This is a genomic window from Gilliamella sp. CG25 (genome assembly GCF_046635705.1).
Classification (GTDB): Bacteria; Pseudomonadota; Gammaproteobacteria; order Enterobacterales; family Orbaceae; genus Gilliamella; species Gilliamella apicola_I.
In genome coordinates, this window is the sequence record NZ_JBIDFJ010000005.1 from 130,039 (window position 1) to 143,625 (window position 13,587).

Genomic DNA, 13,587 nt, shown 5'->3' on the forward strand with positions numbered 1-13,587 from the left:
CCTATCATATTCCGCCGTGGTTATCGGCGGAAGTCGATACAACCTATTTTGCTATACGTTTGTATTTGGCACGTTTCGGCTCTAAGGCTTCTGCCCCTAAAGTCCGTTTTTTCCACTCTTCATATTCGGTAAAGTTACCTTCAAAGAACTCCACATGCCCTTCATCTTGGTAGTCTAAAATATGGGTTGCAATACGATCTAAGAACCAACGGTCATGCGAAATAACTAATGCACAGCCCGGAAACTCTAATAACGCATTTTCAAGCGCTCGCAGTGTTTCAACATCTAGGTCATTGGTTGGCTCATCGAGTAATAGTACATTACCACCAACTTGTAATAACTTAGCTAAATGCACCCGACCACGTTCACCACCAGACAACTCACCAACTCTTTTTTGCTGATCAACGCCTTTAAAATTAAAGCGACCAACATAGGCACGGCTTGGAATTTCGAAGTTACCAATACGCATAATATCCTGCCCATTTGAAATTTCATCCCAAACAGTCTTATTATCATCCATACTGTCACGGAATTGATCGACAGAGGCAAGTTGTACGGTATCACCTAATGTGATAGTTCCTGAATCTGGTTGTTCTTTACCCGATAGCATTCTAAATAGCGTCGATTTACCCGCACCATTTGGACCAATGATCCCAACAATCGCCCCTTTAGGAATACTAAATGACAGATTATCGATTAATACTCGATCACCATAGGATTTAGTTAAGTTTTGCACTTCGATAACTTTATCACCTAAACGTTGCCCAGGCGGAATAAAGAGTTCATTAGTTTCATTACGTTTTTGGTAATCGTTGCTATTAAGCTCTTCAAAACGGGCTAGACGGGCTTTACTTTTTGCTTGGCGACCTTTTGGATTTTGGCGTACCCATTCAAGCTCTTTTTCAATCGATTTACGGCGAGCAGATTCGGTTGCCGCTTCTTGCGCTAATCGCTGATCTTTCTGTTCAAGCCAAGATGAGTAATTACCTTCCCATGGAATACCTTCGCCTCGGTCTAGCTCTAAAATCCAACCAGCAACATTGTCTAAGAAATAACGGTCATGGGTTACAGCGACCACAGTGCCTTCATAGTCATGTAAAAAGCGTTCTAACCATGCCACAGATTCAGCATCTAAATGGTTAGTCGGTTCGTCAATTAATAACATGTCCGGTTTTTCCAGCAATAACTGGCAAATAGCAACACGGCGACGCTCACCACCCGATAAATTTTCGATTTTTGCATCCCAATCAGGCAGGCGTAGCGCATCGGCAGCTCGTTCTAATTGATTATCCAGATTATGCGCATCTTGCGATTGAATAATTGCTTCAAGTTCAGCTTGTTCTTTGGCTAATTTGTCAAAATCAGCATCTGGATCAGCATAAGCCGCATAAACTTCATCTAAACGAGCCAATGCTTTTTTGGCATCACCAACAGCTTGTTCAATTGATTCACGTACAGTTTGCTTAGGATCAAGTTTAGGTTCTTGCGGTAAATAACCTATTTTTATGTCCGGCTGTGGACGAGCTTCACCTTCAATTTCGGTATCCACTCCTGCCATAATTCGTAGTAATGTCGATTTACCTGCCCCATTTAAGCCAAGAACACCAATTTTAGCACCAGGGAAAAAACTTAAAGAGATATCTTTTAAAATATAACGTTTAGGAGGAACAATCTTCCCAACACGATTCATGGTATAAACATATTGCGCCATAAAACATCATCCGTTTGTTAAATTAATCATAGCCAAGTTAATTTTACTTGCTATAAAAGTCATGCCGTATATTGTAACGATTCTGTCAATGGGGTCTAGGGTTATTTGTCGAATTGATTAGATTTATTCACTCTCTTTTATGTTTAACATGCAATATAATTGGTTTTATATATAATTAATAACCTATTAAATTGACAGTATGAGTGATAAAGACCATTTTAGGAGCAAGAATGAGTAACATCACAGTTAATTGCCATATTGATCGACAATATATTGTCGATACTTATTACGCGCTGCAAGATTGTTTGGATGATGAGTTTACACAAAAATTAGATGATTCAATTGCTGATAATATGCGTAATTTTACCTTCACCTTCGATAATGAAAAAATAGTGAGGCTAAATAACGATAAAAACGAATTCAGTACTTTCTATTACTCTGATCTATATCAAATAAAAGAAACCACAACTGGGTTATTTTTTTTTAGTAATAAGATAATTTCTGAATTTGTTCGTTATGATCTGTTTCAACAGGATGAGTTACTGCTGCTAAAAGATTATCTGGCTCCTTATTTAAGCAAAAATCAACAACCCGAAATAGCAACGATAAATTATCAATTTGACTATCAACGATTATATGTTTTATTTCGTCATATATCTCGCAATCATTACAAAACTACGTTGACTTTATCTATTTTCTTTTCCGTTTTAGGTTTGTTGGCGGCAATTATAAAAAATTTGCCACTGTCTGTATTAGCTTTCATATTAGCTATTATTTTATTACCTACGATACTTAATTTTAGTCTTAAACAGCAAGCAAGAAAACAGGTTTTAACATTAAATGAACGCTTTCGCAGTATGACCTGTATTTTTTATAATGATCATATAGCATTCAATTACCAAAAAAGAGTAGAAAATTATTTTAATATTAACTATGCTGAATTTTTCAAAATCGAGAAAACACCAAAAGGTTATGCGTTTTTTATACAGCAAGATATGGGTTATTTCTTTTTTTATGAAGAGTTTTCTTTAAAACAACAACAAGTGCTGGAAGAGAAACTGAAACACTATAGCAATTATTCAGAGAAGTAATACCATACCCTTTTTACTCATCCCACCTAATAAGAGGTGGGATGTTAATCAGATTATAAGAAGGTGAAGATTTGATCTTTCGGCAGACGTGATTTAGGACGATGCGCATTGCCATCATCTTTAGCACGGTAACCTAATGTTACAACCACAATGCTTTTCAATCCTTTGCTTTTAAGATCTAAAATTTCATCCATTTTTGCAGAATCGTAACCCTCTATTGCAGTAGAATCCACACCAATTGCCGCAGCGGCAAAAAGCAATTGCCCTAACGCAATATAGGCTTGTTTACCTTCCCAACACTGTTGTGATTCGGGTGTCTTGCTGTTTAAATTTACAAAATAACGTCGACCCTGATCTTGAGACGCCTTTAATTCCGCCGAAGGCAAACGTCCGTCTTTCTCTTCTTGATTAAGGAGATTGACTAAATGGGCTTCATCCAACGGGGTTTTAATGCAAAAAACAATAGTATGTGATGAGCCGGTGACACGTGGTTGATTAAAATCAGCTATTGCTGGCAAAATTTTATTTTTAGCGGCTTCGTTGTCAATAATATAAAAATGCCACGGTTGAGAGTTAACCGAAGATGGACTGTTTCTTAATACTGTTAAAAGTTGTTCAATCACCTCAGCCGGAATTTTTTTAGTTGGATCATAATGTTTTGTGGTATAACGTTTTTCTGAAATTTCAACTATGTTCATTTTAATGTCCTTAATTAATGATTTAAATAATTAATACCATAAGAAATAGTATAACCAGAATGATAAGACGCTCAATATATTATTTTGATAGGACGAACTTTGAAAATTAGTCGAGAATAATAGTTAGAATAAGGCATAGACAATTTTAGTTTAGAATATTTTTTATTCATTGACAAATAATCGTTGACACATTCATCAGCATTTGATAAAAATAACACCAATTTATTTTGTATAACTGTTGAATTTAGAGATTTTTATGTTTATTAACTTTTTAACTCACAACCTCAGCCTCCTCCTCGCATTGTCTTGCGCGGATAGCTTGTGTTTGGAGTAAAAGTTTTAAATATAAAATACTCGACAAATTAACAAGAACCCGCGCTAAAGTGCGGGTTTTTTGTTTTATAACGCTAAACACCGAGATAGCGCTAAATAAGAAAAGGAAAAAACAATGAGCAACCAAGTCATTATTTTTGATACAACATTACGTGATGGCGAACAGGCATTACAAGCAAGTCTAAGTGTAAAAGAAAAATTGCAAATTGCATTAGCTTTAGAACGAATGCGAGTTGATGTTATGGAGGTTGGTTTTCCTGTTTCATCTCCCGGTGATTTTGAATCGGTACAAACCATTGCAAAAACCATTAAAGATAGCCGGGTTTGTGCGCTATCACGCTGTATTGATAAGGATATTGATGTTGCAGCTGAAGCATTGAAAGTTGCGGATCAGTTTCGCATTCATACGTTTATGGCAACATCGACGTTACATGTACAAGATAAATTAAAAATGACATTTGATGATGTCGTTGACAGGGCTGTGCACTGCATTAAGCGTGCACGTAATTATACTAATGATGTGGAGTTTTCTTGTGAAGATGCAGGTCGTACCCCAATTGATAACTTATGTCGGATCGTTGAAGCGGCAATTAAAGCCGGGGCAACGACGATCAATATCCCAGATACTGTCGGTTATACTGTTCCTTATCAATTTGGTGGCATTATTCGTACCTTATTTGAACGTGTCCCGAACATTGATAAAGCGATTATCTCTGTTCATTGTCATGATGACTTGGGTATGTCGGTGGCTAACTCGATTAGCGCGATTCAAGAAGGTGCTCGGCAAATTGAAGGGGCGATGAATGGTTTAGGTGAACGAGCAGGAAACACCGCTTTAGAAGAAGTGATTATGGCGATCAAAGTTCGTCAAAATATCCTAAATGTTCATACTAATATCAATCATCAAGAAATTTATCGTACCAGTCAAATTGTCAGTCAAATTACCAATATGCCAATACCGGCGAATAAAGCCGTTATTGGCAGTAATGCTTTTGCGCACTCATCCGGTATTCATCAAGATGGTATTCTAAAAAACCGAGAAACCTACGAAATCATGACCCCAGAATCAATTGGGTTAAACCAAATTCAATTGAATCTTACTTCACGTTCAGGGCGTGCAGCAGTTAAGCATCGCTTAGAAGAATTAGGCTACCATGATACAGACTATAATTTAGATCAAGTTTATGAAGCTTTTCTTGAATTGGCAGACAAAAAAGGACAAGTTTTTGATTATGATCTTGAAGCATTAATATTCATTAATCAATTGAAAGATGAACAAGATCATTACAAATTAGATTACTTTAATGTTCAATCTGGTTCCACGGTCGTATCGACTGCATCAGTAAGCTTAATTATTGGTGATCAAAAATTCTCTGATGCAGCAACTGGTAATGGCCCCGTCGATGCCGTTTATCAAGCAATAAATCGTATTACTGGCGAACCTATTTCAATTGTTAAATATCAATTGGCATCAAAAGGTCAAGGCGAAAATGCGCTAGGTCAGGTTGATATTGTTGCTGAATATAAAGGTCGAAAATTTCACGGCGTTGGGCTAGCTACCGATATTGTGCATTCGTCAGCTTTAGCATTGATAAATGTCTTGAATAATGTTTATCGAGCAAACCAAGTTGCCGAGGAAAAACAAAAATTACATCATGATTGAGAACGAATCTTGTTTTGTTCATCAGGAACAAAATAACCAATTTTAATGAGATTGTTAAGGAATAAAAACATGTCACAAAATTACCATATTGCAGTATTACCCGGGGATGGAATTGGGCCAGAAGTCATGAAACAAGCCTATAAAGTGCTTGATATTATCCGTCAAAAATATCAACTTTCTATTACCACAAGTGAATACGATGTGGGTGGCGCAGCGATTGATATTCATGGCTGTCCACTACCTAATGACACACTTGAAGGTTGTGAAAAAGCCGATGCCATATTGTTTGGATCTGTTGGCGGGCCTAAATGGACACATTTACCCCCTGATCAACAGCCAGAACGTGGTGCATTATTACCACTACGTAAACATTTCAAATTATTTGCTAATATGCGACCAGCAAGTCTTTATCAAGGTTTAGAAGAACTTTGTCCTTTACGTGAAGACATTGCTAAACGTGGCTTTGATATTTTATGTATGCGGGAATTAACTGGCGGAATCTATTTTGGTTTACCCAAAGGACGTGAAGGCACAGGTGCCCAAGAAAGAGCTTATGATACCGAAGTCTATCATCGATTTGAAATTGAACGTATCGCAAAAATGGCTTTTGAAGCAGCTAAAATTAGACGTAAAAAAGTCACCTCGGTAGATAAAGCCAATGTTTTACAAACATCAATATTATGGCGAGAAGTTGTCACTGAAATTGCTAAAGATTATCCCGATGTCACGCTTGAACATATGTATATTGATAATGCCACTATGCAACTGGTGAAAGACCCTTCACAATTTGACGTGATTTTATGTTCAAACCTATTTGGCGACATTTTATCGGATGAATGTGCCATGATAACCGGTTCAATGGGAATGCTACCTTCTGCGAGTCTAAATGAGCAAGGTTTTGGGTTATATGAACCTGCTGGTGGTAGTGCGCCCGATATAGCAGGAAAAAATATTGCCAATCCAGCCGCCCAAATACTCTCTTTAGCATTATTAGTCCGTTATAGCTTAAAACGTGATGATATTGCTAAAGCAATTGAAAATGCAGTTAATCAAGCGCTGGAACAAGGCATCAGAACAATTGATTTAGCTCGAGGCGGTCAGTATGTTTCAACCGATGAAATGGGCGATGCTATCTGCCGTTTTATCTAACAAAATTTAATATGCTTAAGTTGAAAAAATTCGGTTAATCTTCAGGATAACAATAAAGGAATAAAGCAATGTCAACAAACCCAAAAACATTGTATCAAAAATTATATGATGCGCATGTTGTGTATGAAGCGCCAAATGAAACACCTATTTTATATATCGACCGTCACTTAGTTCATGAAGTGACCTCACCTCAAGCTTTTGATGGTTTACGGGCGATGAATCGAAAAGTGAGACAACCCCATAAAACCTTTGCAACCATGGATCATAATACCTCAACCAAAAGTAATGATTTAAATGCATGTAGCGAAATGGCTCAAATTCAATTAACTGAACTTGCCAAAAATGCTGAAGAATTTGGTGTTTCACTTTATGGGCTACACAGCCCATTGCGAGGTATCGTCCATGTTGTCGGCCCAGAACAAGGGATGACATTACCCGGTATGACTATAGTTTGTGGGGATTCACATACCGCAACACATGGCGCATTTGGCGCACTCGCTTTTGGTATTGGCACATCAGAAGTTGAACATGTATTAGCAACGCAAACCTTAAAACAAGGTCGTGCTAAAACCATGAGAATAGAAGTGAAAGGTCAAGTGGCCGACGGCATTACCGCTAAAGATATTATTTTAGCCATTATCGGTAAGACAACCAGTGCTGGTGGCACAGGGCATGTCGTTGAGTTTTGCGGTGAGGCCATTAAAGCCTTATCAATGGAAGGCCGTATGACACTATGTAATATGGCAATTGAAATGGGAGCTAAGGCTGGTCTGATAGCACCCGATGAAGTCACCTTTGCATACTTAAAAGGTCGCCAATTTTCACCAAAAGGGGACGATTTTGACAAAGCGGTAGATTATTGGAAAACCTTAAAAACCGATGACGGTGCACATTTTGATCGTGTTGTTACTCTTGAAGCCAAAGATATTGCCCCACAAGTCACTTGGGGAACCAATCCCGGACAGGTCACATCCATTGATGCCGCCGTGCCAAACCCAAATGATTTTGCCGATCCCATTGAAAAACAGTCTGCTCAGCGTGCATTAACCTATATGGGATTAACCGCAGGGACAAAAATGAGTGATATCAAGATTAATAAAGTCTTTATTGGATCCTGTACTAATTCTCGAATTGAAGATCTCCGTGCCGCGGCAAAAATTGCTCAAGGACGTAAAGTCGCTAACGGCGTGCAAGCTTTAGTGGTGCCTGGTTCGGGGCCTGTGAAGCAACAAGCTGAAGCCGAAGGTTTAGATAAGATTTTTATCGATGCGGGTTTTGAGTGGCGTCTACCTGGGTGTTCAATGTGTTTAGCCATGAATGATGATAAATTAGCGCCGGGGGATCGCTGTGCATCGACCAGTAATCGTAATTTTGAAGGACGACAAGGTCGAGACGCCAGAACGCATTTAGTCAGTCCTGCTATGGCAGCCGCAGCAGCAATCACTGGCTATTTTACAGATATTCGCAAACCATTTTAAGGAGACGGTCATGGCAAAATTTACAACACACACAGGACTAGTCGTTCCTTTAGATGCGGCTAATGTTGATACCGATGCGATTATTCCAAAACAATTTTTACAAAAAGTGACTCGCACTGGATTTGGTAAACATGCTTTTCATGAATGGCGTTTTTTAGATGATATTGGCGAACAACCTAATCCTGATTTCGTTTTAAATAAACCTCGTTATAAAGGCGCCAGTATTTTATTAACACGTGAAAATTTTGGCTGCGGTTCATCCCGTGAGCATGCACCATGGGCATTAGCAGATTATGGGTTTAAAACGATTATCGGTTCGAGTTTTGCCGATATTTTTTATAACAACTCGTTTAACAATCAACTATTGTTAGTGAATCTGTCAGAAGAAGACATTGATGAACTTTTCAAAATTGTTGAAGCCAATGAAGGAATCGAATTTACTATCGATCTGGTTAACGAAGTCGTGATTGCAGGCGATAAGCAATATCCTTTTAAAATTGATGCTTTTAAACGCCATTGTTTATTAAATGGATTAGATAATATTGGTTTAACGCTACAACATGAAGATGCAATCAGTGCATTTGAACATAAAATCCCTTCTTTTTTAGCATAAACTCTTAATGAAGATATCATCGCTTATTACTATTTAAGCGATGATATATCACCTTTTTTTAAAATAAGTTACCCAAGAACATTTCACTTAGATGACCAATATAATATATACTTCCGCAACTTATTTTTACATCAGAAAATTATGACTATAAATTGTTCATAAGGAATAAAAAGTAACAAAGAATACGACAATAAATCATCAAGATGAGTGAATTCAATTAAACAATCTAGCGATCATTTTCAATGGTTGATAGATTGTGCTTCATCACCAGTCAGTAAAGTTATCACCCATAAATGATGATTGAATAAAATTAACGGTATAACTAAAGTTGTTTGCGTTGATTTGACGGTGGAATAGATAACGCTTCTCGATATTTGGCGACGGTACGGCGTGCAATAATAATACCCTGATCTTCAAATATTGAGACTAACTTACTATCACTTAACGGTTTTTTTCGGTCTTCTGCTGAAATATATTTTTTGATTAAAGCTCGAATTGCAGTAGATGAGGCTTCACCACCTGATTCCGTATTAACATGGCTGGAGAAAAAGAACTTGAGTTCAAATATTCCCCTCGGACATTGCAAATATTTTTGCGATGTTACTCTCGAAACAGTGGATTCATGCATATCAATTGCCGTGGCAACATCAGATAAAATCAACGGTTTCATCTGCTCTGTTCCATGCTCAAAAAAAGCTTGTTGATGTTCAACAATAAATTGACTCACTTTGAATAAAGTTTCATTGCGACTTTCAATACTTTTTATAAACCAATTCGCTTCTTGCAAATTTGCACGAATATATTGACTATCGCTATCATTAGCCGATTTTGCCATTTTCGCATAGTGTTGATTAATGCGTAGGTTGGGTATGGTATCAGTATTCAACTCAACCTGCCATTTACCAGCCACTTTTTTAACTAGTACATCGGGAACAACATAATCAGGTTGCGTCGTATTCAGCAGGTCACCAGGATAAGGATGTAAATGCTTGATAAATTCAATCGATGCTTTAAGTTGTTCCTCACTCACATTGAGTAATTTTTTCAATGTTCGATAATCACGGCTTGCCAATAATTCCAAATGATTATCAATTATCTGTTTAACTAATTTTGGGGCATCTAAATATTGAATTTGAATTGACAGACACTCTTGTAGCGTTCTGGCTCCCACGCCAATTGGGTCAAAATGCCAAATCCGCTTTAAAACAGCCTCAATTTCATCAAGCTCTATTTCAGCATTACCTTGCGCTTCAAGCAGTTCTTGAGTTGTCGCCGTTAAATAACCGCGATCATCAATGGCTTGAATGATTGAAATTGCAATGGCGCGATCAGTCTCGCTAAAAGGGGTAAGATCAAGTTGCCATTTCAAATAATCGTATAGCGTTTCATGAGTTTCACCCTGATAGATAGGTAATTCATCGTTACAATAATCCGAATAAGTACCAGACGGCGTCCCAGCTGAATAAATATCATCTAAGGATGCATCTAATGGTATATCCTCAGGTATTTCTGGGCTATCTAATGCGTCACGGGTATCTAAATTTTCAGTCACCGCACTTTCGTCAACGTTAATTTCGTCATAGTGTTCAGCAATTTCTAATAAAGGATTATTTTCAAGTGCGGTTTGAATTTCTTGTTGTAATTCCAAAGTTGACAACTGAAGTAATCGAATAGCAAGTTGTAATTGTGGCGTCATCGATAATTGTTGGGATACTTTCAGCTGAAAACTAGGTTTTATCATAGTCTAAATTCATTTCCTAAGTAAACGCGTTTGACATATTCGTTACTTAAGATACTACTTGGTGTTCCATCGGCAATCAAATGACCTTTATTGACGATATAAGCTCTTTCGCAGACATCTAAAGTTTCACGTACATTGTGATCAGTGATTAAAACACCAAGTCCACGATCACGTAGATGTTTTATTATATTTTTAATATCAATTACTGAAATCGGGTCAACGCCAGCAAAAGGTTCATCCAACAAAATAAATTTTGGATTAGCCGCTAAAGCTCTGGCAATTTCAACTCGTCGCCGTTCACCACCCGATAAAGATTGACCAATACTATCCCGAATATGCGTAATATGAAATTCTTCAAGCAGTTCTTCTGCTCTTTCTAATTTTTCATTTTTATCTATGTCTCGGCGAGTTTCTAAAATCGACATGATATTATCAATAACAGATAGTTTTCTGAAAATTGAGGCTTCTTGAGGTAAGTAACCTATTCCTTTTTGAGCACGTTCATGTAATGGTAAAATACTAATATCATCGTCATCCAGATAGATTTTACCCGCATCTAACGCCACTATACCAACGACCATATAAAATGTGGTTGTTTTACCTGCGCCATTAGGCCCTAGCAATCCGACTATTTCGCCCGAATTGACTGTTAAGCTCACATCTTCCACAACGCGCCGTTTTTTATAAACTTTGGCTAAATTTTCTGCCTTTAATATTGACATTTTATTTATTCATCTCTTTAACTTGATTAGGTAAGATAGTGCTCTTAACTCGTGCGTTATTATTTGAATGTGCAGTAATGTATTGTTTTTTGACATCATAAGTAATGAGTTCACTGCTAACATGATTATCTTGTTGATACATGTGGGCATTACCTTGCAATGTTACCTTATTGTCTTTAACGCTGTAGATTACTTGTGAAGCGTGACCTGTTACAATTTTATTTTTTTCAGGTAAGATTTGCTTAAACTTTACTGGTTTGCCATAAGCAGTGATTTTTTGTTTTGATGAATCTTGCATATCTGTAATAACAACTTTATCTGCAATAATAGTTAATTCATCTTGAACAATATTCACATTACCACTAAAAGTAATGGTATTTTTTTCAATATCAATTTGTTGATTATCGGCATCAATAGCAATCGGTTTATTGTTAATTGTTGTTTTTGGCGTTTGTTCTTGATTTTCATTTGAAATTTGAATATTGGATTGATCCGCAAAACAACAAAATGACACAGATAATAGTAAAAATAATGGAAGAATAACTTTTTTTTGCGAACTCATTTTTTATTTTGCCTCAGTATTATAATACGTTTTTATATTTTCAAGGATATTAGCCGTTTTGGCTTGTAAATCACCATCTAACCCAATGCCTGTAGAGTAAAATCCAATGCCTTTGAGTATTACAGGGTCTTTAGATGTGACATGTTGTGTATTTAAATCAACCACCGCTTTATCCGTTTTTACTTGTTGCAATTGAGCATCTGGCACAAGATTATCTAACTGAACATCCTGATAAAGATAAATCAATTTATCATCAGTCAAGGTTGCTTTTTTTGCTTTAATATGCCAAGTGGCAACATGATCGGCATCATAAAGGGTAAAATTAGGTAAATCAAATTCGGTATTATCCGTATCATCAAAATAACGGACATGTGCTGATTCAATTTTATAAATAATTTCTCCTGATAAATCATAAATTTTAGTTATCATTTCATCACTTTGATAAATAGGCGTATTAGATAAATCTGTAATAGGTTGAGTGACAACATCATTATCTTTCTGATAATTATAGTAAACGCCAATCACAATAATGAGAAGTAAAATACAGATTAAGTTTTTTTTATTCATAACAGAAGTCAATTACGCTCATAAAGTTAATCACAAGTTAGGAAAAAATATTATTTAATTAAGCCAGAAATTTAAGATATTTTACTGCATTTTTCATTAAATTAATATCTGACATTAAAAGAAGTTAAATTTTCTTGGAGTGGTAATTCACTCATATTAATTTGGGTAATGCGAGCAGATCGCGGTCCACCATGCTCTAACCACAGTATTAGCTGTGAAATCTGTTGATTATTACCTTGTGCAATTATTTCAACGGCACCATTTTCTAAATTCTTAACATAACCCACTAAGCCTATTTTTACTGCTTGTTGATAAGTAAAAAAACGAAAACCGACACCTTGCACCGAACCACTTACTATAATTTTAATTAGTCTTATCATGTCACAACCTTATACGACTATTTTCTTAGTCCATAATAATGAAGTTATATTGATATTTGAATCAATATATTCATATTTTATATATTTTACTTTTATTGATAAAAAGCTATGATGAATAAAAAACAAAACCTAAATACTCAAATGATTAAATAAGGAATAACAATGAAACGACTCTTCAAATATAAAAAAAGTTTGTTTTTAATTATGTTGATTTTGTCATTAAGTAGCTACCTTTTTTGTCAACAAATTTATGCGTATTTTCTGGTTGATACAGATAAAGTAGGCGTTGTTGTCGATGAATTTAATGGTGTCAAAGTTTACTATAATGGTCATGTAGGTAATGTGAGTGGACGCAATACGTCTAAAGATGGATATAATCTCGGTTTGAAATACCAATGCGTCGAATTTATTAAGCGTTATTACTATGAGCGCTTTGATCATAAGATGCCAGATAGTTATGGTCATGCGAAAGATTTTTTTGATGATTCTATCGCCGACGGAAAAATCAATCCCAAACGTAATCTACTGCAATATCACAATGGTTTAGGGTCAAAACCTCAAGTTGAGGATATCATTGTCATGGGATGGAGCAGATATGGTCATGTCGCTATTATCAGTAAAGTCAGCGATAATGAGATAGAAATTGTCCAGCAAAACCCTGGTCCTAATGCTAGCTCTCGTGAAACGATTCCTTTAATTTATAAAGACGGTCTATGGAAGATTGATTCATTTCGGGTTTTAGGCTATCTGCGTAAAAATTAATGTTAAATTAATCATTATTAAGAGAATATAAATTTAAAAACTATTTATAATTTATATAAATAGTTAATTACGATCCCAGTTTTTTCCATCAATAAACTAGGATCGTTATTGTTTCTT

The 13,587-nt window shown here is 36.2% G+C and carries 13 protein-coding genes; 6 read left to right on the forward strand and 7 right to left on the reverse strand.

Annotated elements, in window-relative coordinates:
• Nucleotides 1-43: 43 nt before the first annotated feature.
• Entirely contained in the window at nucleotides 44-1,711 is a 1,668-nt protein-coding gene (gene ettA, locus ACGH6P_RS05765) for an energy-dependent translational throttle protein EttA (protein ID WP_411596948.1), read from the reverse strand.
• 230 nt (nucleotides 1,712-1,941) lie between these two features.
• On the opposite strand from ettA, the gene ACGH6P_RS05770 reads away from it, so the two are divergent.
• Nucleotides 1,942-2,802: a hypothetical protein gene (locus ACGH6P_RS05770; protein WP_411596949.1), complete on the forward strand. Its 861-nt coding sequence runs from the start codon at nucleotides 1,942-1,944 to the stop codon at nucleotides 2,800-2,802.
• A 53-nt stretch (nucleotides 2,803-2,855) separates the two neighbouring features.
• On the opposite strand, the gene nfsB is transcribed toward ACGH6P_RS05770, so the two are convergent.
• Nucleotides 2,856-3,500, reverse strand: a complete 645-nt coding sequence (gene nfsB / locus ACGH6P_RS05775; RefSeq protein WP_411596950.1) for an oxygen-insensitive NAD(P)H nitroreductase — start codon at nucleotides 3,498-3,500, stop codon at nucleotides 2,856-2,858.
• A 448-nt stretch (nucleotides 3,501-3,948) separates the two neighbouring features.
• Here nfsB and leuA point away from each other — a divergent pair, with 448 nt between their 5' ends.
• From leuA to leuD, 4 genes are all read left to right on the forward strand, one after another.
• Nucleotides 3,949-5,496 (forward strand): 2-isopropylmalate synthase, encoded by a 1,548-nt coding sequence (gene leuA, locus ACGH6P_RS05780; RefSeq protein ID WP_411596951.1) that lies wholly within the window; start codon nucleotides 3,949-3,951, stop codon nucleotides 5,494-5,496.
• Nucleotides 5,497-5,565: 69 nt separating this feature from the next.
• On the forward strand, nucleotides 5,566-6,645 hold the full coding sequence (leuB, locus tag ACGH6P_RS05785; RefSeq protein ID WP_267351712.1) for a 3-isopropylmalate dehydrogenase: 1,080 nt from the start codon (nucleotides 5,566-5,568) through the stop codon (nucleotides 6,643-6,645).
• A gap of 68 nt (nucleotides 6,646-6,713) precedes the next feature.
• Nucleotides 6,714-8,123, forward strand: a complete 1,410-nt coding sequence (gene leuC / locus ACGH6P_RS05790; protein ID WP_267351713.1) for a 3-isopropylmalate dehydratase large subunit — start codon at nucleotides 6,714-6,716, stop codon at nucleotides 8,121-8,123.
• A gap of 10 nt (nucleotides 8,124-8,133) precedes the next feature.
• The gene (gene leuD, locus ACGH6P_RS05795; RefSeq protein WP_267351714.1) at nucleotides 8,134-8,736 is read left to right on the forward strand and encodes a 3-isopropylmalate dehydratase small subunit; all 603 of its coding nucleotides are present in this window, start codon (nucleotides 8,134-8,136) and stop codon (nucleotides 8,734-8,736) included.
• 322 nt (nucleotides 8,737-9,058) lie between these two features.
• Here leuD and ACGH6P_RS05800 read toward each other — a convergent pair whose 3' ends face one another.
• The 5 genes from ACGH6P_RS05800 to yccX form a co-directional block, all read right to left on the reverse strand.
• Nucleotides 9,059-10,474 carry an RNA polymerase factor sigma-54 gene (locus tag ACGH6P_RS05800; RefSeq protein WP_411596973.1) on the reverse strand — a complete coding sequence of 472 codons (1,416 nt, stop codon included), beginning with the start codon at nucleotides 10,472-10,474 and terminating at the stop codon, nucleotides 9,059-9,061.
• A complete protein-coding gene (gene lptB / locus ACGH6P_RS05805; protein ID WP_065559064.1) occupies nucleotides 10,474-11,199 on the reverse strand; it encodes an LPS export ABC transporter ATP-binding protein in 726 nt (241 codons plus the stop codon). Before lptB ends, ACGH6P_RS05800 begins: the two co-directional genes overlap by 1 nt.
• Nucleotide 11,200: 1 nt before the next feature.
• Nucleotides 11,201-11,761 (reverse strand): lipopolysaccharide transport periplasmic protein LptA, encoded by a 561-nt coding sequence (lptA, locus tag ACGH6P_RS05810; protein ID WP_065559063.1) that lies wholly within the window; start codon nucleotides 11,759-11,761, stop codon nucleotides 11,201-11,203.
• A 3-nt stretch (nucleotides 11,762-11,764) separates the two neighbouring features.
• Nucleotides 11,765-12,328, reverse strand: coding sequence for an LPS export ABC transporter periplasmic protein LptC (gene lptC, locus ACGH6P_RS05815; RefSeq protein ID WP_065559062.1), 564 nt, complete (start codon nucleotides 12,326-12,328; stop codon nucleotides 11,765-11,767).
• Between the two features lie 101 nt (nucleotides 12,329-12,429).
• On the reverse strand, nucleotides 12,430-12,708 hold the full coding sequence (gene yccX, locus ACGH6P_RS05820) for an acylphosphatase (RefSeq protein WP_267351719.1): 279 nt from the start codon (nucleotides 12,706-12,708) through the stop codon (nucleotides 12,430-12,432).
• Between the two features lie 162 nt (nucleotides 12,709-12,870).
• Here yccX and ACGH6P_RS05825 point away from each other — a divergent pair, with 162 nt between their 5' ends.
• Complete coding sequence (locus ACGH6P_RS05825) at nucleotides 12,871-13,470, forward strand: CHAP domain-containing protein (protein ID WP_267377890.1); 600 nt, start codon at nucleotides 12,871-12,873, stop codon at nucleotides 13,468-13,470.
• Nucleotides 13,471-13,587: the final 117 nt, after the last annotated feature.